This window comes from Dyella psychrodurans (assembly GCF_003363265.1).
Taxonomy (GTDB): domain Bacteria; phylum Pseudomonadota; class Gammaproteobacteria; order Xanthomonadales; family Rhodanobacteraceae; genus Dyella_B; species Dyella_B psychrodurans.
Genome location: NZ_QRBF01000002.1, coordinates 219,344 through 246,218, shown reverse-complemented (window position 1 = coordinate 246,218; position 26,875 = coordinate 219,344). Strand labels below are relative to the sequence as shown.

The following is a 26,875-nucleotide window of genomic DNA, read 5'->3' as shown; positions in this document are numbered from 1 at the left end:
GGTGGGGTGGAGATGATAGCCCCATGGCCTACCGTACTCTACTTGGGAGCACCCGGCAGGCTGGCTTGAAGTCGCCTTCCGCGGCATGGCGCGCTGCCCGCAACCGGTGCGCGCAATGGAGTCGGAATCAGACGGCCACGGGGGCCTTGATCGCCGCGTGGGGGTGGTAATCCTCGATCACGATGTCTTCGTAACGGAAGTCGAAGATCGAAGCGATATCCGGATTGAGCCGCAGATGCGGCAGCGGACGCGGCTCGCGCGTGAGCTGCAGGCGCGCCTGCTCCAGGTGATTGTTGTAAAGATGCGCGTCGCCCAGCGTATGCACGAAATCGCCTACGCCGAGGCCGCAGACCTGCGCGATCATGTGCGTCAGCAAGGCGTAGCTGGCAATGTTGAACGGTACACCCAGGAAGATATCGCCCGAGCGCTGATAAAGCTGGCAGCTCAATTTTCCGTCGGCCACGTAGAACTGGAACAACGCGTGGCAGGGCATCAAGGCCATCTTCGGCAGCTCGCCTACATTCCACGCACTGATGATCAGGCGCCGCGAATCGGGATTGCGCTTGATTTCCTCGACCACCCAGCGAATCTGGTCCACGATGCGCCCGTCGGCAGCCGGCCAGGCGCGCCACTGCTTGCCGTAGACGGGTCCCAGGTCGCCGCGCTCGTCGGCCCATTCGTCCCAGATGGTGACGCCGTGTTCCTTCAAATAGGCGATATTGGTATCGCCGCGCAGGAACCAGATCAACTCATGCACGATGGATTTCAGATGCAGCTTCTTGGTGGTGACCAGCGGAAAACCTTCGCTGAGATCAAAACGCATCTGCCAACCGAACACGCTGCGCGTACCGGTACCGGTGCGATCGGTTTTTTCGGTGCCGTGTTCCAGCACATGACGAAGCAGGTCGAGATAGGCGCGCATGCGAGAAAGTTTACGCTGTCTGCTGTGTTTCTGCTTTCGGCAACGTCGGCGCGCGACGCGCCAGCCAAATCAGCCAGATGCCGACGACAATCAATGGCAACGACTGGATCTGGCCCATCGTCAGCCAGCCCCACGCCAGATAGCCCAACTGAGCATCCGGCACGCGCACGAACTCCACCGCGAAACGGAAGCAGCCGTACATCAGCGCGAACAAACCGGAGATCAGGTAACGCGGACGCGGCTTCATCGACACCAGCCAAAGCACGGCGAACATCACCACGCCTTCGAGCAGCAACTCGTAGACTTGCGAAGGATGACGCGGCAATCCGCCGTACTGCTGCATCAGCTGCGCCAGATGCGGATCGCTCGCAGCCATCGCGGCATCCTCATCGCGCGCATTGGGAAAAATCATCGCCCACGGCACCGATCCCGGCTTGCCCCACAACTCGCCGTTTATGAAGTTGCCCAAACGCCCGAGGCCAAGGCCGATGGGTACCAGCGGCGCGACAAAATCCACGGTATCGAAAAAGTGCAGCTTGTGCCGGCGCGACCACCACAGCCCCGCCACCAGCACGCCGAGCAGGCCGCCGTGGAAGCTCATGCCGCCATCCCACACACGGAACAGGGCCATCGGATCGGTCCAGATCCAGCGCATGCCCCCGGCGTAATAGAACAGCATGTACCAGATTCGACCGCCCAGGATCACACCCATCATGGCGTAGAACGCCAGATCGCCCAGGGCATCGCGGTTCACCGGCAGGCGGCCGCGCCTGCGCCGGTATTCGCCAACCGACCATGCACCCAGAAAGCCCAGCAGGTACATCAACCCGTACCAATGGATCTGGATCGGCCCCAGGTGCAGGGCGACCGGATTGAATTGCACGACAAAGGGTTGCGACATGGGGTGGCCAGGGGGTCAAAGCGTCAGTTTAGCGGCCGATCGCGGGAACGTCATGGTCGCAGCCCCGGTACAGCGCGTGTCGTCAACCACCGCCACGCATGGCAAGCACGCCAGATTGAGCGTGTCCCAGTGCCACACCGCTCATGGGGATCCTGCCCATCGCGGTTTTCAATTCGTGGTAGACGTTGAGCACGGTCTCACCATAACCACGCGCCAGTTGCGCATCGTGGCTGTGGTAGTAGCCAATCCGCAGCACCGGATCGCCGCTCTCCTGCATTGCCTTGCGCAGCAAGCCGGTGCCGACATCGATATTGCGCGCGGGATTGAGCAGCGCAACCGGATCGGGTTCGATGTCCCGATGCATCGGGTAGTACACCTGCATGATGCCGACGTCCTGCACCGGCACCGCCATCAGATTGGCGAGTTCGATGGCATGCTCCGACTCTGCGCGCGTGCCGTTGTGCAAATGACCGTTGATACGCACGATCCACGGACTCGGCGCTACCGAACCATCCGGCTGCACGCCACGCGTTTCCACCAATGCAATGGCGTAAATGAGCACGGGATCGATGCGATAACGCGCGCCGGCTTTCGCCCAAAGATTGCCGGGCGACGTGATATCGAGATTGAAACCATCCGTGTTGCTGGCATGCGGAGGTGCTACCACCACAATGGTGCCGTCGTCCGAGAGTCCCAGCGTCGTTTTCGGCAAGGACGGCTGCGGTGAAAGGTTTGCCAGCCGCTTGGCGGGTATCGCGGTATCGGACGCTGGCAAGAGTGGAACCGATGCAGCGGACGGCGCAGCAACGCGTACCGTCGACACCATCGATGGCATCGACGGTGCCGGCATGCTCGCGTGCCAACTGTGTGCAACGACGACAACCGCCGCCGCTCCAACCACCAGTCCAAGACCGCCGAGCACGGTGCGACGATGCGTATACGCATACCGCTTCATCGCAAGCAGCATGGCTGCCGAATCGACGTTCCATGGCTGCTGCAACGATGGAAGCGCAAAAGACGCCTTCCTGCCGTGTTCTGCGCCTGCGATGCTGCGCTGGGGGTCGGTGATCCGCCGACGCTTCGCCCAGCCATGCGGGTCGACCATCACAATTCTTGGTGCCGTCGGCGACGGCTGCCCGGCGGTGCGGCGTTCGCGGAACGTCGCCGGAGCACAGAGCATGACCCGTTGCGTCACCTGCGACCGCTTCATGGCACCCGTCCGGCATCAACCGGCTTCGCCGACCTGCGCAGCTTTTCCGGCTTTTCGAACGCAACGGGGGGCATTTGCACAAACAGCACAGCTCATCATCCGTTCGGCACCGATCGGCCAGTCGACAAGACAAGCACAAATCGGGCCGCTTAGCCAAGCGTTCCTTTGCTGACCGGCGGCATCAGGCAGCACGGAGACACAAAAAAAGCCCGCCGAAGCGAGCTTTTTGCGACCCAGGAACATCGTTCACAAGGCCTGAATATGGCGCCCGAAGTTGGACTCGAACCAACGACCCCCTGATTAACAGTCAAGTGCTCTAACCGGCTGAGCTATTCGGGCGGGGAGCTGCATAGTTTGGGGAATTCGGGCCGAGACTGTCAAGTCGCGGCCCGCGATTTCCTGGCGCCGCTCAGGTGGTCAGGACCCGGTAGCACGGTATGTAGGCGGTTCCGCCCGGCAGCTTCATGCGCTGCTGCTGCACGAAGGCCTGCAGCAGGCGATCCAGCGCGCGCATGATCTCGGCTTCGCCGTCGATTTCGAACGGGCCGTGTTTTTCGATGGCGCGCACGCCCTCTTCCTTCACGTTGCCGGCAACGATGCCGGAAAACGCACGGCGAAGGTCGGCGGCGAGTTCGTGGCGCGGTCGATCACGATGAATGGCCAGCGCACGCATGCCTTCGTGTGTGGGCATGAATGGTTGCTGGAACGCCACCGGAACATGCAGCGCCCAGTTGAAGAAGAAGGCATCCTTGTTATCGAGGCGGTAGTTGCGCACCTTGTCCATGCCGCGCACCATCGAATGTGCAACGGCGGTCGGATCGTCGATGATGATCTTGTAGTGTTTCGCGACATCATCGCCAAGCGCGAGCTTCAGGAAGGTGTCGATCTGTTCAAAGTACGCGGCGGAATGCTTCGGCCCCGTGAAGATCAGCGGAAACGGAATACCCGCGTTGTCCGGATGCAGCAAGATACCGAGCAGATAGAGAATCTCTTCGGCCGTGCCCACGCCACCTGGAAAGACGATGATGCCGTGCCCCATGCGCACGAAGGCTTCGAGGCGCTTCTCGATATCCGGCATGATCACCAGCTGGTTCACGATCGGATTGGGCGATTCGGCCGCGATGATGCCCGGCTCGGTGATGCCGATGTAGCGATTGTTTTTGCGGCGCTGCTTGGCGTGCGCGATGGTCGCGCCCTTCATCGGCCCCTTCATGGCGCCGGGACCGCAACCGGTGCAGATGTCCAATCCGCGCAAACCCAGCTGATAACCCACCAGTTTGGTGTACTCGTACTCGTCGCGCGAAATCGAGTGACCACCCCAGCAGACTGCGATATTCGGATCGACCTGTGGTTTGAGGATGCGCGCGTTGCGCAGGATCTCGAACACCGCGTGCGTGAGTCCCACCGAATCGTCCAGATTGAAATTGCCCTGCTCCAACTGCGTCGACACGTAGACGATGTCGCGCACGACCGCCACCAGCAACTCGTTGATGCCGCGAATGATCTGTCCATCGACAAAGGCGCGCGCCGGCGCATTCGACAATTCAATCTTGATGCCGCGATCCTGCTGCAGCACCTGGATGTCGAAATTCGGATACTGCCCGAACATGCCGCGCGGATCGTCGCTGATGTCGCCGGAATTGAGCACGGCCAGCGCGCAGCGGCGCAGCAGCCCATGCATCCCCGAGCCGCTGGCATCGCGCAGTCGCGAGACTTCGTTGCGCGAAAGAATATCCAGGCCGCCAGCAGGCGAAATACGGGCGTTGACGGTGGCGGGCTTGCCGGACTTGTCGATCTGCGTGTCGTTCATGCTGTGCTTCTCCTAACCACTTCGCCGTGTCGTGCTATCGGGAACGGCGTACGTGCGGCCGCCTAGCATCCCGCTTGGGAGCCATGCGGTCAATGTATGAGGACATGCCGCGCCGCGCTCCTCCATAAAAAAACTCCTCGCAGCACGCCGCGAGGAGTTTGTGTACTACTTCAGGCAATGTATCGGCCAGCTCCGCACTGCCTGGACAATGCGGGTTACCGAACTGCTTAGCGGAACGACACGCCGAAGGTCATCATGTACGAACGCGGCTGCAGCAGGCCGTAGTACGCCGTACCGTTGTACAGGTTGAGCGCCTTGCCCACCGCTGCACTGGACAGGACCGGTGCTGAACTGACGTAGCTAAACGCACGACGGTCGGCCAGGTTGGCGATATTCAGCTTCAGGTAGGGCTTGGTGAAGAAGCCGCTCCAATCGTCGAAGCGATAGCCCGCGCTGAAGTTGAACGTGGTGAAGCCAGCCACCGACTCGGTGTTCATGTAGTCGCCGTAGATCGAGCTGGTGGCGCGCGCATTCAGGGTGGCCCAAATGCGCGAGTCGTCATAGCCCAGGCTGATGTTGCCGATGTTGCGCGCGGTGTCCGGCATGGTCTTGCCGTTGGTCGGATAGATGCCCGGACCCTTGCCGTTGTTGCTGTCGTACGGACCGCCATCGAGATCGCCGCGGATATTCGCCTGGGTGTAGGTGTAGGAGGTGTACACGTTCCAGTACTGGGCGAACTTCCAGCTGATTTCACCGTTGAAGCCGCGCATGTCCATGTGCGGGATCGTGGTGTAGATCTCGGCGTTGTTGACCGGGTTGTAACCCACTTCCTGCTTGTTGAAGTAGTTGCTGTTGTAGACGTCGGCGCTGGCCGAGATCGCATCGCCGTAGTAGCGCCAGCCCAGGTCCGTATTCCACGACATTTCCGGCGCGGAGTTGTTCACGCCGGCCAATGCGTCGAGGATGGCCGCGGTGTTCGACGGCACGCGGAAGGTCTTGCCGCTGCCGATGTAGAACTGGTTGTGCTCGTCCAACTGGAACTTGATGCCCGCCATCGGCAGGAACTTATGCCAGTTGTTGTTGAAGCTCGCGAAGGTCTGGGTGGTCGAACCCGGATAGTCGTAGCTGAAGCCCGTGCGCGTGGCGTACAGGTAGCTCACGCCGGCGACGAAGGTCCAGTAGTCGTTCGGCGTCCAGTTGTCCGTGACGAAGCCTTTCTTCAGCTCGGTCGTGGTGTATTCGTCGTAGAACTTCTGCACCGCGCCGCCGGTCGGGTAGACCAGGAGCGAGGTATTGCCCCAGATGTCGCCCGGGGTGCCGGTGTTCGGATCCACCAGGCCATACTCTTCAGCCTGACTCTTGCGCGAACGCTCGTACCAGAAGCCGTACTCGAGGCTGTTGTCCATGCCGAAGTCCTGGTTGAACTTCGCGAGCACGCCCGGACGATAGGTCAGCGCCGACGAATACGAATACACCGTGCCGCCGGAGAAGTTGGTCTTGGTGCTGTTGGTGACCGAACCGTTGCCGTTCAGATCGATGTTCGCGTACAGGTACTTGTTGATCGGCGAATTGCTTTCCTGCGCCAGCGCACCGCCGCCGCCGCCGCCATCGCCGTACCAGTAGTACGGAATCACCGAAAGGTGAATGCTGTCGCTGACCTTGAACTCGCCATCCATGCTGAACATGTAGCTGGAGTACGGATTGGTGTGCAGCGCGTAGAAATTCTCGTCGGAGGTCGCGGCACTCTTGAGCGCGGCGCCACTGAGATTGCTCAGCGGAATCCAGGTGCTGTTGTAGTTGTAGAAATACCCAGATTGCTGTTCCTGGGTCTTGGACAGTGCGTCATATTCCAGGTTGCTCTGGCGGCTGTACTGCAGCGAGGCGCTGACCGAGTTGTTGTCGTCGATGGTCCACACCGACTTGCCGTCCACCTTGGACACGCGCAGGTCGCCCGCACCGCGCCACATGTTGGCGCTGTTGTCGGAGAACGACACCCACGAACGCACCGGACCGAGGTCGCCGGTGTTCAGGCGCACGAAGGTACGGCGATAGTCGTTGTTGCCGAAGGTCTGCGTGAAGTCCACGCCGCCCTGATGCGAAGGATCGATGGTCGCCCAACCGATATGGCCGCCGCTCGCGCCGGAGTCGGGCATGTCGATATCCGGAATGCCCTGCAGCACCGTGATGTCGCCCATGTTCTCGGAGTCGCCGTACTCGGTGGCGTACACGGAGTAGCTGCCCGTATCCGTGATCGGCGCGCCATTCACAGTCATGCCGATGTCGGACGAATCGTAGCCGCGCATGCTGTAGTGGCCGTTCGCCAGGCCGGTAATGTCGTCGGTCGCCGCGTTCACGCCCGGGATGCTGCCGATCATCTGAGTAAAGTTGCTGCCGGGGCTGGCCTTTTCGATGGCCTCGCGCGTGATGGTCGACACGGCCTTGGGTGCCGTCTGCACCGACATCAATCCGCCACCCAGCGACAGCGACTGAGCCTGCACCGTTACCGCGGACATCTGCTTGACGTCACGCTCCGTCGCGTTGGACGTGGTGGTGTTCGACGTGCTGGATGCATTGACGCGCTGCTGGCTGGCCGTGCTGTCCTGGCTTGGCTGCGCCGGACCGTTGTTGGCGGTCTGTGCCATCGCAACGCTCATGGACATGCAACAGGCCATGGCAATCGCTGCGGAAAGATGCGTTCGTTTCATTGAGAGCCCCGTAATTCGGTTGTTGATTTTTGAAATCGTTTCTCTGACCGCTTGTCGTGACCGCTCCCGCATCTGCGGACTGCTCGCAGAGCGTCTGCGACATGTCCGTCCAGGCCTCGCGTGGCATTCATGGGCACAAAAAACCTCGGGCCCATGACTATGAGTCGCGTGGCATTTCGTGTGGAACCCTCGGTTTTAGGATTTCTTGCAGAAACGCAGGCAAGAAAACGTCAATCGAAGCCAATATCCCTGGATGACAAGCCTGTGTGAGAACCCTGATTCGTACGCGTTACCCGAGCCATTCCAGGACGTCGGGTAAGGGGAAAAGGTCACGTACTCTTAGCGATACCTTAGCAAGATCACACAAGACGTTTACATTAATTTTACAATTATGTCTCAATCGTGAAGAAACCCCCGGCCTTTAGAGGCCAGGGAGATCCATCGAAAACACCGCGTGGGATTAAGCGCCTTTGCCCAGGTAACGGGCGCGCTTGGCGGGCTTGAGTCGCGAAAGGTCGAGCATCACCAGCCCGTCGACACAGCCGGAAAAACCGGGATCTTCACCAAAATCAAGGAACTGGACGCCATCGGGCTCGACCAGATCCACGTACTGGCGATACAGAACAGGCAAGCTGACGCCGAGGGCGTCGAGATGATTTCGCAGGCGTCCCAGACCGCTTACCGGGTCCAGCCCTTCAAGCTCGCGGCGCACTCCTTCGAGCACGTCCGGGGAGACCTTGAACGGCTGTCGGGCAGCGGCCAGGCCAGGTGCTCCGAAATAATGCTGGTGCGCGGCTGCAATCCATTCGCGCGCCTGGCGCGGCAGGTTGACGGACATGCTTACCGGACCGAACAGGTAGCGCAGATCCCTGTGGCGCTGGAGATACAGGCCGATGCCTTGCCAGAGTTGATCGAGCGCGCGTGAACGCCAGTAGGCCGGAGCGACAAAGCTGCGCCCCAGCTCAAGGCCTTGTGCGAGCCTCGATTCAAGCGCCGGCGAATACTGGAAAAGGCTGGAGGTGTAGAGCCCGGCCATGCCTTGCTCGTTGATCAGGCGACCGCCGTATCCAAGACGATAGGAACCGACGATGCGCAGTGCTTTCGGGTCCCATAGCACCAGATGCTCGTAGTGGGCATCGTAAGCATCGAGATCGCGGCGTGTATTCGTACCTTCGCCGACCTTGCGGAAGGTGAGTTCGCGCAAGCGGCCGATCTCGCGCAACGCAGCGCCATCGACCGATCCGCGCAGCACCAGCAGCTGCTTGCCGTCGGACAGGTCGGCCAGCTTTTCGCACTGCCCCAGTTCCATCGCGACACGATCGACCGGCTCCGGATGGGCCAGCGGCACCTGGCCGCCAAAGATCAATCCACGACGTCGCGCGAGACGATACACATGGCGGCGCATCAGATTCGCTGCGCGCTGGCTCGAACCTCCGCTGCGCTTTTCCAGTTCTTCCGGACTGATCAGCGCACCGACGCTGAAACCGATGCGGCTTACGTTGGTAGCCACCGCTTCGCGCGGCAGCATCGCGGTACTCAACGGCTTGGCGAGCATCGACAAGCCATAGAATATGGCGGAGTTGCGCGCGGCCACGTGGATCGGCAGTACAGGCACTTTGCTGTGCATGGCCAGTCGCGCGAAGCCATCGGACCAGCGGCCATCACGCACGCCCGCAGGCCCCATGCGCGACACCTCGCCCGCCGGGAAAACGATCAATGCCTCGCCGCGCTCAAGCGCGCGATACACATTGCGCAAGCGCGACGCCGCGCCACTGCCGAACACGTCCACCGGCAGCAACAGCTCGCCGAGCTGCGGAATCGCCTTCAAAAAGTCGTTGCCCATGATGCGCGCGTCCTGGCGGACCGACCCCACCAGATCCACCAATGCCATGGCATCGAGCATGCCCAACGGATGATTGGCGACGATGAGTACGCCGCCCTCGACGGGAATGTTTTCCCGCTCGCGCTGGAGCACGTGATAACTGCAGCCAAGAACATCGAGCGCCTTTTCGGCGAAGGCAAAGCCCTCTGCGTTTCCGATGCGATCCAGAACGCGATTGAATCCCGATTCGTCAGCCAGGCGACCAAGCATTCCGGCCACCGGTCGGCGGATCATCGGATGCTGCGCAAGCCATGGCAGACGTTCGGTAAGGGCCTGTTCGACGTGAAGCATGACCGCCTCCCTTGGTTTTCGTCCATCTTGCCGATCAAGTGTGACAACTGCGCGAATTTACGTTGCCAAACCCGTCTCATTCGCAAGAATACACGATGAACTAAGGATGATTTCTTAAGAGCTTGTTTAGCGCAAGGCTTTGCCCCGCACCTAGGGACACTTGGAGATCGTTCCGTCTTACCGTGGGCATGGGAGCGACTCAAACCGACAAATGCAAGTAGGCCGCGACACCGCCCAGAAACATCTGCACCGACAAGGCGATAAGCAACATGCCCATGACGCGCTCCAGTGCCGTGAGCACGCTCTCGCCCAACCAGCGGAACAGATAGGTGGAACTGAGCAGAATGAGCGCCGTCGCAAGCCACGCGCACAACAGCGCAATCGCCCAATCGGCTGTGCGCCCTGGCTGGGTATTGGTCAACAGCAGCAAGGCCGCCATGGCCGACGGCCCGGCGACGCCTGGAATCGCCATCGGCACAATGAAAGGTTCGCCCTCGCCCGCCCCGCCGAAAATGCCGCCGCCATCAGCCGGCGGAAACACCATGCGAATGCCGATGAGAAACAGCACGATGCCGCCCGCGATGCTGATCGACTCCTCCTTCAGCTGCAGCAGGTGAAGAATCCACTGCCCGCCCATCAGGAACACCAGCAACACCGCCAGCGCGATCAGCAATTCGCGCACCATCACCGCACGGCGACGCTTGGGTGCGACGTCCTTCAGCAAGCTGAGGAAGATCGGAATATTGCCGAGCGGATCCATGATCAGGAACAGCAGGATCGCCGCCGACAATGTCGTCATCTGCGTTTCCACCCTGCCCCCTTATGCAACCCGCGGCCCGTCGCCGCCGAGGTGATCATGCCACGCGCAGATCGAGCACCGTGCCGCGCGCCGCAGCCGCTTCGGCGCTCAGCAGATAGACCGCCGCATCGGCCGTGGCCTCGGGCAGCGGGAGCTGCAGCGTGTCTTCGCCGAAATACGCCATGCGCCGCAACGTGGTGCGCATGGGCGCAGGCAGCAGCGCGTGCACACGCAGCGCTCCGGAATCGTGTTCTTCGTGGAGGATGGTCACAAAGCGCTCAAGCGCCGCTTTGGATACACCGTACGCACCCCAGTGCGCGCGCTGCACAAGTTCGGGATTGTCCAGCACGAACACCACCGAGCTGTCGGATGCCCGGGTCAGCAATGGCAGGCAGGCCTGCGTCAGTGCAAACGGTGCGGAGACATTGACATGCAATGCGCGCAGCCACGCATCCGGCTTGTGCATGGCGATCGGCGTCAATCCAGCGAAGCTCGCTGCCGTGTGCACGATGCCGTCAAGCCGTCCAAGGTCACGCTGCAAGCCGTCGGCCAACACTTCGTAATCGCGGGGCGTGGCCGACTCCATATCGAGCGGGTGAATGACGGGTTCGGGCAGCCCCTCGGCGATCATCGCATCATAAAGTTGCTCGAGCTGGCGCTTGCGCTTGCCCGTGATCACCACGGTAGCACCCGCACGCGCGGCGGCGCGCACCACCGCGCTGCCCAATCCGCCATAAGCACCGGTGACCAGCACCACGCGCCCGTCCAGCGTGTGAGGGGAGCTCGTCCACGTGGCCGGGAGGCGATAGGACGGAAGATTCATGCGTGACTCGCTCCCGCCACATCGGCCGCCATGCGTGCAAGTTCGCCCGAAGCCTTGAGGTCTTCCACGATGTCGCAGCCGCCGATCAACTCGCCCTGGATGAAAAGCTGCGGGAATGTCGGCCAATTCGCGTAATGCGGCAAGGCCGCGCGTATTTCCGGGTCGGCCAATACATTCACGGCATGGAATTGGGCGTGCGATTCGTTCAGCGCCTGTGCCGCGCGGCTGGAGAATCCGCACATCGGGAACTCGGGCGTGCCTTTCATGAAAAGCACGATGGGATGCTCCGCGAGCACCGCCTTGATTCGTTCGTTGACGTCCATAACTTCAGATTCATCACTACAATGCAGCCCGATAGGTAGTGTACCAGCCGTCATGGCGGCCCTGTGGGCCACCAGAACCGTCTTCCTCAGCCAACGCCCAGGAGTTTCTTATGGCGATCGAACTTCCCCCGCTGCCCTATGAAAAGAACGCGCTCGAGCCGAACATCTCGGCCGAAACGCTGGAGTTCCACTACGGCAAGCACCACCAGGCCTACGTGACCAACCTCAACAACCTGATCAAGGGCACCGAGTTCGAAAGCGCCGCGCTCGAAGACATCATCAAGAAGTCCTCCGGCGGCGTGTTCAACAACGCAGCGCAGATCTGGAACCACACCTTCTACTGGCACTCGATGCGCTCGCCGAAGGACGGCAATGCGCCCAGCGGCAAGCTGGCCGATGCCATCGCCAAGGCTTTCGGTTCCTTCGACAAGTTCAAGGAAGAGTTCACCAAGTCGGCGGTCGGCAACTTCGGTTCGGGCTGGACCTGGCTGGTGCAGCGTCCGGATGGTTCGCTGGGCATCGTCAACACCTCGAACGCCGCCACGCCGATCACCGGCAGCGACAAGCCGCTGTTCACCATCGACGTGTGGGAACACGCCTATTACATCGATTACCGCAACGCGCGTCCGAAGTACGTGGAGTCGTTCTGGAATCTGGTGAACTGGGACTTCGCGGCGAAGAATCTCGCCTGATCGTTTCACTCCCTCTCCCTCCGGGGAGAGGGAGGATCACCCGAGTACTTTCAAAGCCGGAGCAACCTGCTCTTCGCGCTTCAACGCACGGGCAATTTCGTCGATGCGCAAGGCAAGATCCCGAGCCTCTTTCGCGCACACCGTGGCATGACCTACCTTGCGCCCTGGCCGCGGCTGTTTGCCGTAGTCGTGCCAATGCGCATCGACCGTATTGAGCACCGATATCGCATCGGGCAGCTCGCCGATCCAGTTGAACATCGCCGAGAACCCGCGCACCGCGGTGTCGCCAAGCGGCAGGCCGAGCACGGCACGCACGTGATTCTCGAACTGGCTGGCAACCGCACCCTCGATGGTCCAGTGCCCCGAGTTGTGAACGCGCGGCGCCATCTCATTGCCAAGCAGCTGACCGTCCTTGACGAACAGCTCCAGCGCAAAAACTCCCACGTAGCCCAGACGCTCGGCAAGAATGCGCGCCAGCTCCTCGGCACGCGGCTGCAATCCACCGACATCGAGCGCGGGAGCCAGACTGAAACTCAACACGCCGTCGGTGTGCCAGTTCTGTGTCAGCGGCCAGATGCGAAAGTCGCCGTCGCGTGCGCGCACCGCCAGCACCGAAAGTTCGCGATCGAACGGCACGAAGGCTTCCAGAATCAAGCCATGGGCACTGGCTTGTGCGCCCAATGCCGCCCATGCGGCATCCGCGTCGGACAATTGCTTGATGCGGAACTGCCCTTTGCCGTCGTATCCGAGGCGGCGCGTCTTGAGGATCGCCGGCGCGCCAATGACGGCAAGTGCGCGATCCAGATCGGCGCGCGTATCCACCGCCTCGAACGCGGGCGTCTGCAAGCCGCATTCGCGGAACAGTGTCTTTTCCGCCAGGCGATCCTGTGCCACCGCCAACGCGCGCGGATCCGGAAACACCGCCACGCGCTCGGCGAGCCAGTGCGCGGTTTCCGCCGGTACGTTCTCGAAATCGAACGTGACCACATCGACTTCGGCGGCGAATTTCTCCAGCGCGGCGTAGTCGGTCCAGTCGGCGAGCCTCAGCGGCGCCACCTGTCCGGCACAGGCATCCGGCGCGCTATCCACCACAAGCGTTTTGACGCCGAGCGGAGCGGCGGCGAGAGCGAGCATTCGGGCCAGCTGGCCGCCACCCAGAATGCCCAGAACGGGCTGACAACGAACAGTCACGAGCGTGGGTCCGGGTTATCCAGGACGGTTTGGGTTTGTTTGGCGCGATAGGCGTCGAGCGCCTTGGCCAAGGCCGGGTCATGCAGCGCCAGCACCGAAGCGGCAAGCAAGCCGGCATTGACGGCACCGGCGCGTCCGATCGCCAAGGTGCCCACGGGAATGCCTGCCGGCATCTGCGCTATGGAAAGCAGGGAATCCATACCATTGAGTGCCTTGGACTGCACCGGTACGCCCAACACCGGCAAGCGCGTCTTGGCGGCCAGCATGCCCGGCAGATGGGCGGCACCGCCGGCACCGGCGATGATCACCTGGATGCCGCGCGCCACCGCCTCCTCGGCGTAGCGAAACAGAAGGTCCGGGGTACGATGCGCAGAGACGACGCGCACCTCATGGGGCACGCCCAATGTTTCAAGTATTTCGGCCGCGTGCGTCATGGTTTCCCAATCCGAACGCGATCCCATCACCACACCAACCCGCGGTGCCGCAGCTGTTCCCGTCATGGCCCGGTCGTCCAAAAGGGGATATTGTACGTACTTCCCTGCATTGCAACGATACCTGCCACTTTCCATGGACAAGCGCCTGCTCGACATTCTGTGCTGCCCGGTCAGCAAGACCCCGGTACGCCCGCTCAACGCCAGCGAGCTCACGGCGCTGAACCGCGCCATCGACGGGGGCGATGTGCTCAGCATATCGGGCAGCGCCGTCCAGGGGCGCCTGGCCGAAGGCCTGATCACCGTGGACCGCAAGGTCGTCTACCGGGTTGAGGACGGCATTCCGGTCATGCTTCCCGAGGAAGGCATCGGCACCACCCAGCTGACGGACTTCCCCTCCGCAGCGTAAAACCTTGCCGACGCCGGGCTGACGCCTCCGGCTGAACGGCAAAGTGCGATTCCATGACGGCCGACATGGCGAGGGAACCCGTTTTCGCTTATGGTGGTCAAATCAGCCAGCAAACCGTCGTCATAAGCAATGGGCTCAACCACAGGGGTGTGGCGATGAAAGAAGCCAACGAGCAGTCGAACATCGTCAATCTCAGCCAGCGACTGGATCCTGCCACTGGTCGCGGGGGCGACCTGTTGAACGCTGTTCGCAACATCGCCGCGCGCCGTTTGCAGCAGTACATCGGCAACATGTTCGAGCACGTCGACGACGCCCTGTTCGACCTCGCGGAGAAAGCCGAAAACAACGCCGCGCAGATGCACTACTTCGACGGCATGCGCGAAGTGCGCAAGCGCCGCCCCGTGATCGAGCGCAGCTTTCTGACCCTGGTCTCGCGGGAGCTGAATGACTTTGTCAGCGGTCAACGCTCCCCCGGCCAGAACAACCCGTCGATGCCAGCGGCCGGCTCCATCGAACTCTCGCTGGTCGCCGACAACGAACTGGAAGAATCGCTCGCCATCACCAGCCTGATCGGCAAGAACGAAACGCGCCTGGCGCGCGATCTTTTCGCGGTCAACCAGCGACTGTCCGTCATCTGCGGCGGTACGCGCATCGAAGACGCCACCAACCCGATCGGTCCGGCCCTGCTGGCCCAGGCGTTCCGCCAGTCGATGCGCGAACTCAGCGCCGACATGCGCGTGAAGCTGATCATCTACAAGCTGTTCGATCGCTACGTGATGGCGTCGCTGGACGAGCTCTACCAGGAAACCAACGCCGAGCTGATGCGCGCCGGCGTGTTGCCGCAGCTGCGTCACGAATTGCTGCGCAACCCCAGCGGGAGCGCAACGGCCGCAGCGGGCGGGGCTTCCGTGCAAAACGAGATGACTACCCCGCTCGCGGTGGATGACAGCGAAGCATCGGCCGAACTGTTGCAGACCTTGCGTACGCTGTTCGGTGCGCGCCGCGCACATCCGACCGTTCCACTGTCGGCGATGACGCAAGGCCAGCTACCCACCGCCAACGAACTGATCGGCGCGCTCAGCGTGCTCCAGAGCCAGGCGGCAGCGCTGCAATCGACGACGATGCCCATCGCCGACAGCAGTGTCATAGCCATCACCGAACAGGTGCTGCACCTGAAGGAACAGCTGCTGTCGCAGCTCGGTTCCTTGCGTGGCCAGCGCCCGGGCCAGATCGCCACGATCGACGAAGACACGATCGATCTGGTTGGCATGCTGTTCGAGTTCATCCTCGAAGACCGCAACCTGCCGCCGCAGATGCAGGTACTGCTGGCGCGTCTGCAGATTCCGTATCTCAAGGCCGCGATCCTCGACCGCAAGCTGTTCGCGCACCGCCAGCATCCGGCGCGCCGCCTGCTCGATGGCCTGGCCGATGCAGCCAAGAGCTGGTCGGAAGAATCCGACCGCGATGGTCGCCTGCACGACATGATCAAGGCGATCGTCGATCGCCTGCTGCAGGAATTCGACGACGACATGTCGATCTTCGATCGCCTGTCGGCCGAACTGCAGCAATTCCAGGAAGCCAGCCGCCGCCGCGCGGAACTCGCCGAGCAGCGCGTGGCCGAGTCCACGCGCGGCCGTGAGAAGCTGGAGCAGGCGCGCCGCCGCGCGGCACGCGAAATCCTCAACCGCATTGGCGATCATGTGCTCCCGCCGCTGGTGCACGGTGTGCTGTCGCGTGCCTGGGCGAACTACATGGTGCTCACCATCCTGCGCAAGGGTGAGGAATCCACCGAGTTCCGCGAGGCCGTGCGTTTTGTCGACGCCTTCATCGCCAGCACCAAGCCGGTCCGTACGCCCGAAGCCAAACGCGATCTGCGCCAGCTTTTGCCGGGCATCGAGCGTGCGTTGCGCAAGGGTCTGGCGAACGTAGCGTTCCAGGACGCCGACATCGAACGCCTGCTGGGTCAGTTGCATACCTACTACCGCCAGCAGCTGGGCGACGCCGTGCCGGCCGCCGAACAGCCGCAGACGTTGGAGGGAGGCACCCCCGCCCCGCTGCCGATTCCGGAAAGCATCCAGCCCATCGCCGAAAGCATGGCGGACCTGGAAGACGAATCGGCCAACGCCGAGCCGGAAGCTGCCGCCATTCCGCCGGAAGTGCGCGATGAGCTGGAGCGCATCAACGCGCTCAAACCGGGTACATGGCTTGAATTCAGCAGCCAGGACGAGCACTTCGAACGCGCCAAGCTGTCGTGGATCAGCCCGATGAGCGGCCGCTATCTGTTCGTCAACCGCCGTGGCCTGAAAGTGGCCGATTACTCGCCTTACGAACTGGCCACCGTGATGGCCGATGGGCGTGCGCGCATCCTAGCTTCCAATGCCCTGTTCGACCGCGCGATGGATGCCATCGTCGACCGACTCAGTCATGAGGAAGTCCGAACCAGCGATACCGAATGACGACTGCCTTTCGCTTCACCCCGCCCGACCCTGCCCTGATCGCCGCAGACGTAGAACGCGCCTTTGCCGAAGACCTTGGCAAAGGCGACGCTACCGCCAGCCTCTTACCCGCCGATGCCCAGGCCGCCGCGCAACTCACCTGCCGCGAAGACGCGGTGCTTGCGGGCATCCCCTGGTTCAATGCGTGCGTACTCAAGCTCGATCCGAATGCGCGCATTGACTGGCATGCCAACGACGGCGACCGGGTCACGCCAGGCATGGTGGTCTGCGAGATGCGCGGCAACGCTCGCGCATTGGTCAGCGCCGAACGCTCCGCGCTGAACTTCCTGCAGATGCTGTCGGGTACCGCCACCATCACGGCCGCGTACATGGCTGCCGTGGCCGGCACCAAAGTGCGGGTCATCGACACGCGCAAGACCGTACCGGGCCTGCGCCTTGCGCAGAAATACGCGGTACGCTGCGGCGGCGGCCACAATCACCGCATGGGTCTGTATGACGCCATCCTGGTGAAAGAGAACCACATTATCGCCGCCAGCAGCATCGCGGCTGCAGTGCTGGCCGCACGCAAGCTTCATCCCGCGCTCCAGCTCATCGTGGAAGTGGAAAACCTCGACGAACTGCAGCAGGCGCTCGACGCCGGCGTGGATCGCATCATGCTGGACAACTTCACGCTGCCACTGATGCGCGAAGCGGTGGCCATCACCGCAGGACGCGTGCCGCTGGAGATTTCCGGCAACGTCAGCTTGCAAACCATTGGCGAATACGCCCGCACCGGCGTCGATTACATCTCGGTCGGGGCGCTGACCAAGCACGTGCAGGCCATCGATCTCTCGCTCCGTTTGAAGATCGGGTGACTTGCGGCCCGCCTGGGCCGCCCACACACTGCTTTACATGGGTGACCTGGCTACATTGTTGTTGCTGCTTATGCTGCTTGCCATTGCCGGCACGTGGCTGACCCTGAGTCGCGCCCGCGACAAAGCCATCCAGGAAGCACGCTCGCGCTGCTACCAGCACGGCCTGCAATTGCTGGACGAAACGGTCGGGTTGAGCGGGCTGCGCCTGCGTCGCCTCGGCGGCCGGCGCATCATCGAGCGACGTTACAGTTTCGAAGTGAGTGTCGACGGCAACGATCGCGAAGCCGGCCATCTGTGGATGATCGGCAACGAGCTGACGGCACTCATCCTTCCCACGATCGAGTTGTACACACCCGAGCAGGACGGCGCTTCGTCACCTCACGCGCCGGCAGAGGGAGACGGCAACGTGTTGCCGTTCCGCCGCCCTGTTCGCGATCGGGACGTTCGGCACTAAGCGCCGCCGGCCACGCCTATTTGACGACGCGCAGATGCGAACCGCCGCCGCGCTTGGGCTTGTCGCCTTCGGTGGGCGGCTCGGGAGCCGGTGGTGAGGGCGGCGTATCGGTAGGCGGCTCGCCACCATCCTCATCGGCCGGGAACATCATGCCCTGCCCGTTCTCCTGCGCGTACAACGCCAATACGGCGGGAATCGGAATCTGGATGCTATGGCTCACGCCGGAAAAGCGCGCCTGGAAGCTGATCCATTCGTTGCCCAGATCCAGATTGGCCACCGCGCGCATGGCCAGATTGAGCACGACCTGCCCGTTCTTGATCACATGCGTGGGCACGCGTACGCCGCTGCGCGTGGCGTCGACCAGCATGTACGGCGTGAGGTTGTTGTCGCTGATCCAATCGTAGATCGCCCGCAACAGATAGGGGCGATTGGAGGTCATGCCGTGGGGGTCCTGCTGGGTCACCGGAAGGGCGCTCTGATTAGTGCTGTATAGATGTCACCGATTCTGGTTGGCGCAGCACAGACGGGTGACAGCGAAAGCAGACTGATCGTCTGCCGAACCGGCGCACCGAAAGTATGCGGACAGACAGAGCCGGCCCCAACGTATTGAATTTGAAATACGGGTTGATGTCCAGAAGCCCGGAGCCTCTCCTCCTGCCGCGTGGACTAGGAGGACAGGTTCCTCAGAGCGCCCGGAGTGCTTTCTCGTCGGCCGTCAGGCTGCGCGCGTACCCTTGGCTGTGGAAGAGGCGTTCGCCGTAATCCATGATCGGCTTACCCTCGCGTCCCAGGTCCACCCCCAGCGATGGCAGCCGCCACACCACCGGTGCCACCAGGCAATCGGCCAGGCTCATCTCCGGATTCAGGAAAAACTTGGCCGCCTTGAAGAGGGGCAAGGCCGTCAGCAGGTGTTCGCGCAAATGCTTGCGCGCCGTATCGGCTGGCCGGCCACCGGCGCGGATGTGCTCGACTTCGGGCAGCCAATCGCGCTCGATGCGCACGGCGGCCAGGCGCAGCCGGGCGCGGGAGAGTGGATCGATCGGCATCAAGGGGGGATGCGGGTAGCGCTCGTCCAGGTACTCGCAGATGACCGATGTGTCGTAGAGCGTGAGATCACGGTCGACCAGCGTCGGCAGAGAGCCGTAGGGATTGAGGTCGATCAGGTCTTGCGGGGGCTTGGCCGTATCGACCTGGATCAGGTCGTAGGCCACACCCTTGGCCGCCAACACGAGGCGCACCCGATGACATTGGATGTCATCGGCAGCCGAGTACATGGCTAGTACCGTCCGGGAACGAGCGTTCTGGACCATGCACTTTTCTCCCCATCGAATATGACCGCCGGGGTGGCCCTCGCCATCAGCCGGCGGTCACAAGTCCATTCAGTGGACGTCCTTCCAATATTCCTTCTTTAGCAAATATGCCAGGAAGGTGAAAGCCAGGAGGAACAGCACGACCCAGATGCCGTACTGGCGCCGCTGCATGGCGGCCGGCTCGGAGACGTATTCAAGGAAGTTGGTGAGGTCGCGGGTGGCCTGCTGGTACTGCTCGGGCGTCAGGCGGCCGGGGCGGGACAGGGTCAGCTTTTCGATCTGGGCATCGTCACCCGGCGTGCCTGGCTTCATCACCGCCGTCTGCTCGCCCTGCAGCTCCCACAGCGGGAACGGCATGGCCGCGTTGGGAAGCACGGTGTTGTTCCAGCCGATCGGGCTCTTGGGGTCCAGATAGAACGAGTTGAGATAGGCGAACACCCAATCCGCACCCTTGGCGCTTACTTCCAGCGACAGGTCCGGCGGCGCCTTGCCGAAGAACTTCTGCGCATCGTCCGCCGGCATGTGCGAGATCACCGGATCGCCGAACTTCGCGCCCGTGAAATTGAGGTTGTTCATCACGTCGTCCTGGGTAAGCCCCAGGTCGGCCGCGATGCGCTCGTAGCGCATGTACTTCAGCGAATGACAACCCACGCAGTAGTTGAAGAACAAGTGGGCGCCGCGCTGCAGCGATGCGATGTCGCGAATATTGGTGCCGGCCGACGGAAGCTCCGGACCTTCGTCGGCGACGGCGGCACTCGTGCCGAGCAACAGGCCGAATGCCAACGCAAACATGGAGAAGTAGCGCTTAATCATGCGTCGTCACCCGTTCCGGAACCGGCTTGGTCTTTTCCCAGCCAAGATGCGTGTACAGCCACAGGAATACGAAGAAACCGAAGTAGATGAGCGTCATCACACGGCCGAACGCGTTGTCCCAGGCAGTGATGTCGATATCGCTGCCAAACAGTTTCGGAAAGAGTTCGTCGGTGAAGTCCGTACCGATCAGCACCAGGCCGAAGAAAGCGAGCACGAACAGCGTGAGCGCCACCTTGTAACCGGTACCGCGATAGCGCACCGACTTCACCTTGCCCACGTCGATCCACGGCAGTGCGAACAGCAAGGCGATCGATCCAAACATGCCCAGCACACCCCACACGGCGGTGCCGAGTGCCGACGGAATCATGCGCACGATCGCGTAGAACGCGGTGAAGTACCACACCGGTTTGATCTGAGCCGGCGTCACCAGGTTGTTCGCAGCGATCGAGTTGTCATGCTCGAGGAACCAACCCCCGAATGTCGGCTGGAAGAAGATGATGAACGCGGCGATGGCGAGGAACAGACCCACGCCCACCAGATCCTTCACCGTGTAATACGGATGGAACGGAATGCCATCGGCCGGCTTGGTCGGATCCCAGCGATTGCCCTTCGGGCCGTGCTTCACGTCGACGCCGTCGGGGTTGTTCGAACCCACTTCGTGCAAGGCCGCCAGATGCAGCACCACCAGCAGCAGAAGCACCAGCGGCAGCGCGATCACATGCAACGCGAAGAAGCGATTGAGCGTCGCGTCGGCAGGCAGGAAATCGCCCATGATCCACTCCACCAGATCCTTGCCGATCACCGGAATGGTGCCGAATAGCGAGACGATCACCTTCGCGCCCCAGAACGACATGTTGCCCCACGGCAACACGTAGCCCATGAAGGCCTCGGCCATCAGCACGAGAAAGATCAGCATGCCGAGCAGCCACACCAGTTCTCGCGGCTTCTTGTACGAACCGTACAAAATGCCGCGGAACATGTGCAGGTAGATCACCACGAAGAACAGCGACGCACCCGTGGTGTGCATGTAGCGGATCAGCCAGCCCCACTCCACGTCACGCATGATGTACTGCACCGAATCGAACGCGCCTGCCGCGCTCGGGTCGTAGTTCATGGTGAGGAAGATGCCGGTGACGATCTGATTGACCAGCACCAGCAACGCGAGCGAACCGAAGTAATACCAAAGATTGAAATTCTTCGGCGCGTAGTACTCGGTCATGTGCTTGCGATACACCGGCATCAAGCCGGGCGCGCGTTCAATGACCCAATCGCCGATGCTTGAGAAGACGTTCGCCATTACGCAGCCCCCTGAGCGTCCACGCCGATCTGGATCGTCGTGTCATCGAGATACTGATAGGGCGGAACCACCATGTTCTTCGGTGCCGGCACGCCCTGATAGACGCGACCCGCCATGTCGTAGCGCGAGTGATGGCACGGGCAGTAATAACCGCCTTGCCAGTTCGGGTCGAACGGTTCGGGTTTCATGTCGCCCACGTAGTCGGGCACGCAACCCAGATGGGTGCAGATGCCGACCATCACGAGCCACTCGGGCTTGATGGAACGCGTACCGTTCTGCGCGTACTTCGGTTGCTGGTCGGCAGACGTGCCGGTCGAGCTAGGGTCGACCAGTCGCGACTCCTGCTTGGGCAGACCGGCAAGCTGAGCTGACGTGCGATTGACGATGAATACCGGGAGGCTGCGCCAGGCCACGATCAACTGCTGGCCGGGCTCGATCTTTTTAAGCGATTGAGTGACTGGAGCGCCTGCAGCTTTTGCTCTTGCACTGGGTTCCCACGACTTGATGAAAGGCACTGCTGCCGCCACCACACCCACTCCACCCACCACGGCAGTCGTCGTGGTGAGAAAGCGGCGGCGGCCTTGATCGACGACTTCGTTCGCCATCAGGCTCTCCGGTACTTGCATGCCATTGACACTGCAGAAACCAGATTCTGCCACTGCGGACGAAAAAGATTGCGCTTCGCCGACCGCCCCAGGATCGTGCCCCTGCAAAATCCAAAATCGTACTGCTTAAAAAATCGCGTTAGTCTAGCCTCAGGTCTTGAACCCTACAATAAAACCGCACAGGCGGTCACGTCGCTCCGCCACACTTCCACGGATCGCATCACGACATGAAGCATGCCGCAGGCATCGTCGCCTTTATTGCCCGATTCGTGGTACTCGGGTTGGCGCTTGCGTTCGTGATCAGCTTGATGTGGCCGAGGGTCGGCGACAATTTGCGCGCACGCTTCGGTTTGCAGCACTCCCCGGCCGAAGCGACCAGTGTTGCGTCTCCCGCCATCACGCAAACCGCATCGCCCACCGCCAGCGCCCCCTTTTCCTATGCCGACGCCGTGACGAAAGCGGCACCGTCGGTGGTCAATATTTACGCAAACAAGGTGGTCACCGAACAGGCCGTACGCATGTTCACCGATCCGCTGATGCAGCAGCTGTTCGGCGGCACGCCCGCGGGCCCGCCGGTCGCGCGTCGCGAACAAAACCTTGGTTCTGGCGTGATCGTCAGCGCGGAAGGTTATGTACTGACCAATAATCACGTAATCGCCAATGCCGATGATATCCAGGTGTTGCTCTACGACGGTCGCGTGGCCAAGGCCAAGCTCGTCGGTGCCGACGAAGAAACCGATCTCGCCGTACTGAAAATCGACGCCGGCAACTTGCCGGTGATCCAGATGGCCGATCCGAAAAAGCTTCGCGTCGGCGACGTGGTGCTGGCGATCGGCAATCCGCTGGGTCTCAACCAGACGGTCACCATGGGCATCATCAGCGCCATCGGGCGACAACTCAGCAACAGCAGCCCCGAAGATTTCATTCAGACCGATGCCGCGATCAACCTCGGCAACTCCGGTGGCGCCCTCGTCAACAGCAACGGTGATCTCGTCGGCATCAACACCCTGCTGATCGGCAAAGCCGCCAATGCAGAAGGTATCGGATTCGCCATTCCCGTCGATACGGCAACCAACGTCCTGCGACAATTAATCGCAACCGGTCATGTGATCCGCGGCTGGCTGGGCGCCGATTACGGTTTCGTCCCGATAGCGGCGGACAGCGGTCTGCCCGCTGCCGCCCGCGGCGCCCAGGTCACCGACGTCATTGCGGGAGGCCCCGCCGCCATCGCAGGCATCCAGCCGCACGACATCCTGCTGCGCCTGGGCGACGACGACATCCGCGATCCGGCGGATCTCAGCCGGCGCGAAGCCGCACTCAAGCCAGGCGGCCATGTCGAACTATCCGGACTGCGCAACGGCGTGCCGTTCCATCTGATGCTCACCGTGACCCAACGGCCGCCGCAAGTACCGACGGCCGCCTCGGCCTCGAGCAGTGGCGGCGACCCGAATAGTGGTGGTTGAGATCGCCTAAAGACTCGCGAGCGGCGGATGCAACGCCTTGTTGTAGCGCTGAAGCAACTCGCCCACACGTTGCACATAGACCTGTGTTTCCGCGAACGGCGGAACGCCGTTGTAGTGCTGCACGGCGGCAGGGCCCGCGTTATAGGCTGCGGCAACAAGCCTCATGTCGCCGTTGAAATTCTTCATCAACAAACCGAGGTAGCGTGCACCGCCGCGGATGTTCTGCGCCGGATCGAAGGCATCGAGCACGCCCATGTCGTCGGCCGTACCGGGCATCAATTGCATCAGGCCCTGTGCGCCCTTGAGCGACATCGCGCGCGGATTGAACGCACTTTCGGCGTGGATGATGGCGCGAATCAGCGCTTCGTCGACGCCCGACTCGAGGCTCGCGTTGTGGATGACGTCGGCGTAGTCGGTCAAATCGAGGTGCACCGTGCCCCAATTGATCGGGGAGTGCAGATTGCACGCCATGCAGGTGGCGATGTAACTGAAGAGTCGCGTGACGTTGCGCGCCTGCGCACCACCGGGCGGGATGTTGGTGTACTCGACGCTGCCGTCCCGATGCACGACGCGATAGACCGCGCCGCGCAGGACGCGGCTGTCCGGCGAGTCGGACGCGCCCGCTCCAGCCAGCGCTGCGGGTAAGTCATCGCGCGACTCGTTATAAGTCCATTGCCCTGGCCGACCGGCCGGCGCCACCGGTGCGGGAAGCGCGCGCGCCGTGGTTTCGACGCTGCCTGCCACCTTCTCCAGCGACACCACGATCGGCGCAATGGGCCGGGCGGTGGTGTCGACCCAGCCGGTCACCCATGCCAGGGACGTTACCCTGGATGCCTCACGTCGCGATCCGGAACGCGGCGAGGCACTGGCGAACGAGGCCACCTGCTTGCAGTCCTTGTAGCCCGCCGTGCTGCTGGAGAACACCGTTTCGCCCTGCGATCCGGCGCAGCGATAAAGCGTGCCGGCATGCGCGGGACCGCCCCACATCCCCGCCAGCAGCAAAAAGACACAACCCAGCACGACCTGCAAAAGGGTCCTCAGGAACACGGGGAGGCTGACTGCCTTGGGGCCGGCGCCTCCCCCTTGGCGTACGACGATGGGCATGGGCGGCAGTGTGCCCCTCCGCCGGGCTGGCGCCAAGCCCGAATGACCGATTTCGTGCGGCAGGACATACCCGCAAGTGCTTGATCCGCCGAGTCCGCGTCAGTGGCAGGTCGCCCGGGGGGCTAGTAAACTAAGCGGTTCGGCGCACCCTGCGTCCGCGCCCTTCGCATCCACGGTACCGAACGCCATGAGCGGCAAGCTTTTCATCAAGACCCACGGCTGTCAGATGAACGAGTACGACTCGGCCAAAATGGCCGACGTGCTGAAGGCGTCGCACGGCCTGGAGTTGACCCAGGACGAGTCCGAAGCAGACGTGATCCTGATCAACACCTGCTCGATCCGCGAGAAGGCGCAGGAAAAGGTCTTCAGCCAGCTTGGCCGCTGGAAGGAGCACAAACAGGGCGGCAAGCCGGTGCTGATCGGCGTGGGCGGCTGCGTAGCCTCGCAGGAAGGCGAGGCGATCATCAAGCGTGCGCCATTCGTGGATTTGGTCTTCGGCCCGCAGACCCTGCACCGCCTGCCCGAACTGATCGAAGCCAAGCGCGCCACCGGCAAGCCGCAGGTGGACATCAGCTTCCCCGAGATCGAGAAGTTCGACCGCCTGCCCGAACCGCGTGCCGAGGGTCCCACCGCTTTCGTCTCGATCATGGAAGGCTGCTCCAAGTACTGCTCGTACTGCGTGGTGCCCTACACCCGCGGCGAGGAAATCAGCCGTCCGTTCGACGACGTAATCGTGGAAGTGGCGCAACTCGCCGACCAGGGCGTGCGCGAAGTGATCCTGCTAGGCCAGAACGTCAATGCCTATCGCGGCCCCACGCACGACGGCGGCACGGCGGATCTTGCCGTGCTCATCCATGCCATCGCGCAGCTCGAAGGCATCGGCCGCATCCGCTTCACCACCTCGCATCCGCTGGAGTTTTCCGACTCGCTGATCGAGGCCTATGCAAACGTGCCCAAGCTCGCCAACTTCCTGCATCTTCCGGTGCAGGCCGGTTCCGATCGCATCCTCACGGCGATGAAGCGCGGTTACACGGCACTGGAGTTCAAACAGAAGATCCGCAAGCTGCGTGCGGTGCGTCCGGATATCTGCATCTCCTCGGACTTCATCGTCGGCTTCCCGGGCGAAACAGACAGCGACTTCGAGAAGACCATGAAGCTGATCGACGACGTCGGTTTCGATCAGAGTTTCTCCTTCATCTTCTCCTCGCGCCCTGGTACCCCGGCGGCCAATCTTGAAGACGACACGCCCGCCGCCGTGAAACACGAGCGCCTTGCGCGACTGCAGGCCGTGCTCAACGCCAACGCCAGGCAGATCAACGAAGCGATGGTCGGCACCGTGCAGCGCGTGCTGGTGGAAAAGCCGAGCAAGAAGAACCCGAACGAACTCACGGGCCGCACCGAAAACATGCGCTACGTGAACTTCCCCGGCCCTGCCCGTCTGATTGGTCAATTCGTGGATGTAGTGATCACCGAAGCGATGGCCAATTCGCTGCGTGGACGGATCGGCAGCGCGGACAGCCAGGCCGCCTGAATCTCGCATGGGCGCAGACGCCGCAAGCTCGGACACACACATCCGGTTGATGCCCTGCCAGCCCGAGTATTTCGACGCAGCGACAGCCTTGATCGTTTCCATCCAGCGAGACGAATTCGGTTTCGATATCGACTTGGCACGGCAGCCCGATCTTTCGGCCATTCCCGCGTTCTATCAGTCCGGCGCCGGCAATTTCTGGGTGGCGCTGCATGACGATACGGTGGTTGGTACGATCGCGCTGAAGGATATCGGCGAGCACAACGTCGCCTTGCGCAAGATGTTTGTGGCAGCAAAGTACCGTGGTTCCGAGTGGGGCGTAGCGAAGAAGCTGCTGCATACCGCGATACATTGGGCACGGCATCACGACGTGCAAAGCATCTTTCTTGGCACCACCGAAAAATTCCGCGCCGCGCATCGCTTCTACGAAAAGCACGGCTTTTCGCTGATCGAGAAAACGAGCTTGCCGGCGAGTTTCCTGTTCATGCCAGTCGACACACGTTTCTATCGACTCGATTTAGCAAGCGATAGGTAACGGGTCACACCGTCGTTCCAGCGCAAGCCTGGACGGCAAATCCACCCACGCACTTCGACATAACCCC

At 62.1% G+C, this 26,875-nt stretch carries 25 protein-coding genes and 1 tRNA gene; 8 read left to right on the top strand and 18 right to left on the bottom strand.

What is annotated here, in order from left to right:
• Positions 1–127: 127 nt before the first annotated feature.
• From DWU99_RS07375 to grxD, 10 genes are all read right to left on the bottom strand, one after another.
• Positions 128–922 (bottom strand): thymidylate synthase, encoded by a 795-nt coding sequence (locus DWU99_RS07375; protein WP_115477379.1) that lies wholly within the window; start codon positions 920–922, stop codon positions 128–130.
• Between the two features lie 10 nt (positions 923–932).
• Positions 933–1,823: a prolipoprotein diacylglyceryl transferase gene (lgt, locus tag DWU99_RS07370; RefSeq protein ID WP_115477378.1), complete on the bottom strand. Its 891-nt coding sequence runs from the start codon at positions 1,821–1,823 to the stop codon at positions 933–935.
• Positions 1,824–1,905: 82 nt separating this feature from the next.
• Positions 1,906–3,033 (bottom strand): transglycosylase SLT domain-containing protein, encoded by a 1,128-nt coding sequence (locus DWU99_RS07365; RefSeq protein WP_115477377.1) that lies wholly within the window; start codon positions 3,031–3,033, stop codon positions 1,906–1,908.
• Positions 3,034–3,295: 262 nt separating this feature from the next.
• Positions 3,296–3,372: transfer RNA gene (locus DWU99_RS07360), tRNA-Asn, on the bottom strand.
• Between the two features lie 70 nt (positions 3,373–3,442).
• The gene (ppnN, locus tag DWU99_RS07355; RefSeq protein ID WP_115477376.1) at positions 3,443–4,843 is read right to left on the bottom strand and encodes a nucleotide 5'-monophosphate nucleosidase PpnN; all 1,401 of its coding nucleotides are present in this window, start codon (positions 4,841–4,843) and stop codon (positions 3,443–3,445) included.
• Positions 4,844–5,070: 227 nt separating this feature from the next.
• Positions 5,071–7,548 (bottom strand): TonB-dependent receptor, encoded by a 2,478-nt coding sequence (locus tag DWU99_RS07350; RefSeq protein WP_115477375.1) that lies wholly within the window; start codon positions 7,546–7,548, stop codon positions 5,071–5,073.
• A 460-nt stretch (positions 7,549–8,008) separates the two neighbouring features.
• Entirely contained in the window at positions 8,009–9,721 is a 1,713-nt protein-coding gene (olsF, locus tag DWU99_RS07345) for a bifunctional ornithine lipid synthase OlsF (RefSeq protein ID WP_115477374.1), read from the bottom strand.
• 199 nt (positions 9,722–9,920) lie between these two features.
• A complete protein-coding gene (locus DWU99_RS07340; protein ID WP_115477373.1) occupies positions 9,921–10,520 on the bottom strand; it encodes a YhgN family NAAT transporter in 600 nt (199 codons plus the stop codon).
• Between the two features lie 55 nt (positions 10,521–10,575).
• Entirely contained in the window at positions 10,576–11,343 is a 768-nt protein-coding gene (locus DWU99_RS07335; protein ID WP_115477372.1) for an SDR family NAD(P)-dependent oxidoreductase, read from the bottom strand.
• On the bottom strand, positions 11,340–11,666 hold the full coding sequence (gene grxD, locus DWU99_RS07330; protein WP_115477371.1) for a Grx4 family monothiol glutaredoxin: 327 nt from the start codon (positions 11,664–11,666) through the stop codon (positions 11,340–11,342). Before grxD ends, DWU99_RS07335 begins: the two co-directional genes overlap by 4 nt.
• A gap of 110 nt (positions 11,667–11,776) precedes the next feature.
• Between grxD and DWU99_RS07325 the strand changes: the two genes are divergently transcribed.
• Positions 11,777–12,358: a superoxide dismutase gene (locus tag DWU99_RS07325; RefSeq protein ID WP_115477370.1), complete on the top strand. Its 582-nt coding sequence runs from the start codon at positions 11,777–11,779 to the stop codon at positions 12,356–12,358.
• Between the two features lie 36 nt (positions 12,359–12,394).
• On the opposite strand, the gene DWU99_RS07320 is transcribed toward DWU99_RS07325, so the two are convergent.
• Both DWU99_RS07320 and purE read right to left on the bottom strand, forming a co-directional pair.
• Entirely contained in the window at positions 12,395–13,549 is a 1,155-nt protein-coding gene (locus DWU99_RS07320) for a 5-(carboxyamino)imidazole ribonucleotide synthase (RefSeq protein ID WP_115477369.1), read from the bottom strand.
• Positions 13,546–14,049, bottom strand: a complete 504-nt coding sequence (gene purE / locus DWU99_RS07315) for a 5-(carboxyamino)imidazole ribonucleotide mutase (protein WP_115477368.1) — start codon at positions 14,047–14,049, stop codon at positions 13,546–13,548. The genes DWU99_RS07320 and purE overlap by 4 nt, the downstream gene beginning before the upstream one ends.
• Before the next feature lie 67 nt (positions 14,050–14,116).
• Here purE and DWU99_RS07310 point away from each other — a divergent pair, with 67 nt between their 5' ends.
• The 4 genes from DWU99_RS07310 (at position 14,117) to DWU99_RS07295 (ending at position 18,153) form a co-directional block, all read left to right on the top strand.
• Positions 14,117–14,389 (top strand): Trm112 family protein, encoded by a 273-nt coding sequence (locus tag DWU99_RS07310; protein WP_115477367.1) that lies wholly within the window; start codon positions 14,117–14,119, stop codon positions 14,387–14,389.
• 155 nt (positions 14,390–14,544) lie between these two features.
• Positions 14,545–16,845: a DUF1631 domain-containing protein gene (locus DWU99_RS07305; protein ID WP_115477703.1), complete on the top strand. Its 2,301-nt coding sequence runs from the start codon at positions 14,545–14,547 to the stop codon at positions 16,843–16,845.
• On the top strand, positions 16,842–17,699 hold the full coding sequence (gene nadC / locus DWU99_RS07300) for a carboxylating nicotinate-nucleotide diphosphorylase (RefSeq protein ID WP_115477366.1): 858 nt from the start codon (positions 16,842–16,844) through the stop codon (positions 17,697–17,699). Before DWU99_RS07305 ends, nadC begins: the two co-directional genes overlap by 4 nt.
• A gap of 37 nt (positions 17,700–17,736) precedes the next feature.
• Positions 17,737–18,153: a DUF3301 domain-containing protein gene (locus DWU99_RS07295; protein WP_115477702.1), complete on the top strand. Its 417-nt coding sequence runs from the start codon at positions 17,737–17,739 to the stop codon at positions 18,151–18,153.
• Positions 18,154–18,169: 16 nt separating this feature from the next.
• On the opposite strand, the gene DWU99_RS07290 is transcribed toward DWU99_RS07295, so the two are convergent.
• The 5 genes from DWU99_RS07290 to petA form a co-directional block, all read right to left on the bottom strand.
• A complete protein-coding gene (locus DWU99_RS07290; protein WP_115477365.1) occupies positions 18,170–18,592 on the bottom strand; it encodes a ClpXP protease specificity-enhancing factor in 423 nt (140 codons plus the stop codon).
• A gap of 244 nt (positions 18,593–18,836) precedes the next feature.
• Positions 18,837–19,463: a glutathione S-transferase N-terminal domain-containing protein gene (locus tag DWU99_RS07285; RefSeq protein ID WP_115477364.1), complete on the bottom strand. Its 627-nt coding sequence runs from the start codon at positions 19,461–19,463 to the stop codon at positions 18,837–18,839.
• 69 nt (positions 19,464–19,532) lie between these two features.
• On the bottom strand, positions 19,533–20,276 hold the full coding sequence (locus DWU99_RS07280) for a cytochrome c1 (protein WP_199535732.1): 744 nt from the start codon (positions 20,274–20,276) through the stop codon (positions 19,533–19,535).
• Positions 20,269–21,573, bottom strand: coding sequence for a cytochrome b (locus DWU99_RS07275; protein WP_115477363.1), 1,305 nt, complete (start codon positions 21,571–21,573; stop codon positions 20,269–20,271). Before DWU99_RS07275 ends, DWU99_RS07280 begins: the two co-directional genes overlap by 8 nt.
• A complete protein-coding gene (gene petA / locus DWU99_RS07270) occupies positions 21,573–22,178 on the bottom strand; it encodes a ubiquinol-cytochrome c reductase iron-sulfur subunit (RefSeq protein WP_115477362.1) in 606 nt (201 codons plus the stop codon). The genes DWU99_RS07275 and petA overlap by 1 nt, the downstream gene beginning before the upstream one ends.
• A gap of 227 nt (positions 22,179–22,405) precedes the next feature.
• On the opposite strand from petA, the gene DWU99_RS07265 reads away from it, so the two are divergent.
• A complete protein-coding gene (locus DWU99_RS07265; protein ID WP_115477361.1) occupies positions 22,406–23,641 on the top strand; it encodes a S1C family serine protease in 1,236 nt (411 codons plus the stop codon).
• A 6-nt stretch (positions 23,642–23,647) separates the two neighbouring features.
• On the opposite strand, the gene DWU99_RS07260 is transcribed toward DWU99_RS07265, so the two are convergent.
• Positions 23,648–24,688: a lytic transglycosylase domain-containing protein gene (locus DWU99_RS07260; RefSeq protein WP_233510952.1), complete on the bottom strand. Its 1,041-nt coding sequence runs from the start codon at positions 24,686–24,688 to the stop codon at positions 23,648–23,650.
• A 244-nt stretch (positions 24,689–24,932) separates the two neighbouring features.
• Between DWU99_RS07260 and miaB the strand changes: the two genes are divergently transcribed.
• Positions 24,933–26,276, top strand: a complete 1,344-nt coding sequence (gene miaB / locus DWU99_RS07255) for a tRNA (N6-isopentenyl adenosine(37)-C2)-methylthiotransferase MiaB (RefSeq protein WP_115477359.1) — start codon at positions 24,933–24,935, stop codon at positions 26,274–26,276.
• Between the two features lie 7 nt (positions 26,277–26,283).
• Positions 26,284–26,808, top strand: a complete 525-nt coding sequence (locus DWU99_RS07250; protein WP_199535731.1) for a GNAT family N-acetyltransferase — start codon at positions 26,284–26,286, stop codon at positions 26,806–26,808.
• Positions 26,809–26,875 lie beyond the last annotated feature (67 nt).

What these genes read in the sequence shown, in the direction of transcription:
- DWU99_RS07250 (WP_199535731.1), top strand. Translation starts at nt 26,284, where the DNA reads ATGGGCGCAGACGCCGCAAGCTCGGACACACACATCCGGTTGATGCCC.
- grxD (WP_115477371.1), bottom strand. Translation starts at nt 11,666, where the DNA reads ATGGACGTCAACGAACGAATCAAGGCGGTGCTCGCGGAGCATCCCATC.
- nadC (WP_115477366.1), top strand. Translation starts at nt 16,842, where the DNA reads ATGACGACTGCCTTTCGCTTCACCCCGCCCGACCCTGCCCTGATCGCC.
- ppnN (WP_115477376.1), bottom strand. Translation starts at nt 4,843, where the DNA reads ATGAACGACACGCAGATCGACAAGTCCGGCAAGCCCGCCACCGTCAAC.
- DWU99_RS07340 (WP_115477373.1), bottom strand. Translation starts at nt 10,520, where the DNA reads ATGACGACATTGTCGGCGGCGATCCTGCTGTTCCTGATCATGGATCCG.
- purE (WP_115477368.1), bottom strand. Translation starts at nt 14,049, where the DNA reads ATGACGGGAACAGCTGCGGCACCGCGGGTTGGTGTGGTGATGGGATCG.
- DWU99_RS07280 (WP_199535732.1), bottom strand. Translation starts at nt 20,276, where the DNA reads ATGATTAAGCGCTACTTCTCCATGTTTGCGTTGGCATTCGGCCTGTTG.
- DWU99_RS07335 (WP_115477372.1), bottom strand. Translation starts at nt 11,343, where the DNA reads ATGAATCTTCCGTCCTATCGCCTCCCGGCCACGTGGACGAGCTCCCCT.
- DWU99_RS07365 (WP_115477377.1), bottom strand. Translation starts at nt 3,033, where the DNA reads ATGAAGCGGTCGCAGGTGACGCAACGGGTCATGCTCTGTGCTCCGGCG.
- DWU99_RS07265 (WP_115477361.1), top strand. Translation starts at nt 22,406, where the DNA reads ATGAAGCATGCCGCAGGCATCGTCGCCTTTATTGCCCGATTCGTGGTA.
- DWU99_RS07325 (WP_115477370.1), top strand. Translation starts at nt 11,777, where the DNA reads ATGGCGATCGAACTTCCCCCGCTGCCCTATGAAAAGAACGCGCTCGAG.
- olsF (WP_115477374.1), bottom strand. Translation starts at nt 9,721, where the DNA reads ATGCTTCACGTCGAACAGGCCCTTACCGAACGTCTGCCATGGCTTGCG.
- DWU99_RS07310 (WP_115477367.1), top strand. Translation starts at nt 14,117, where the DNA reads ATGGACAAGCGCCTGCTCGACATTCTGTGCTGCCCGGTCAGCAAGACC.
- petA (WP_115477362.1), bottom strand. Translation starts at nt 22,178, where the DNA reads ATGGCGAACGAAGTCGTCGATCAAGGCCGCCGCCGCTTTCTCACCACG.
- DWU99_RS07305 (WP_115477703.1), top strand. Translation starts at nt 14,545, where the DNA reads ATGAAAGAAGCCAACGAGCAGTCGAACATCGTCAATCTCAGCCAGCGA.
- DWU99_RS07285 (WP_115477364.1), bottom strand. Translation starts at nt 19,463, where the DNA reads ATGGTCCAGAACGCTCGTTCCCGGACGGTACTAGCCATGTACTCGGCT.
- DWU99_RS07350 (WP_115477375.1), bottom strand. Translation starts at nt 7,548, where the DNA reads ATGAAACGAACGCATCTTTCCGCAGCGATTGCCATGGCCTGTTGCATG.
- DWU99_RS07295 (WP_115477702.1), top strand. Translation starts at nt 17,737, where the DNA reads ATGGGTGACCTGGCTACATTGTTGTTGCTGCTTATGCTGCTTGCCATT.
- DWU99_RS07275 (WP_115477363.1), bottom strand. Translation starts at nt 21,573, where the DNA reads ATGGCGAACGTCTTCTCAAGCATCGGCGATTGGGTCATTGAACGCGCG.
- lgt (WP_115477378.1), bottom strand. Translation starts at nt 1,823, where the DNA reads ATGTCGCAACCCTTTGTCGTGCAATTCAATCCGGTCGCCCTGCACCTG.
- miaB (WP_115477359.1), top strand. Translation starts at nt 24,933, where the DNA reads ATGAGCGGCAAGCTTTTCATCAAGACCCACGGCTGTCAGATGAACGAG.
- DWU99_RS07375 (WP_115477379.1), bottom strand. Translation starts at nt 922, where the DNA reads ATGCGCGCCTATCTCGACCTGCTTCGTCATGTGCTGGAACACGGCACC.
- DWU99_RS07290 (WP_115477365.1), bottom strand. Translation starts at nt 18,592, where the DNA reads ATGACCTCCAATCGCCCCTATCTGTTGCGGGCGATCTACGATTGGATC.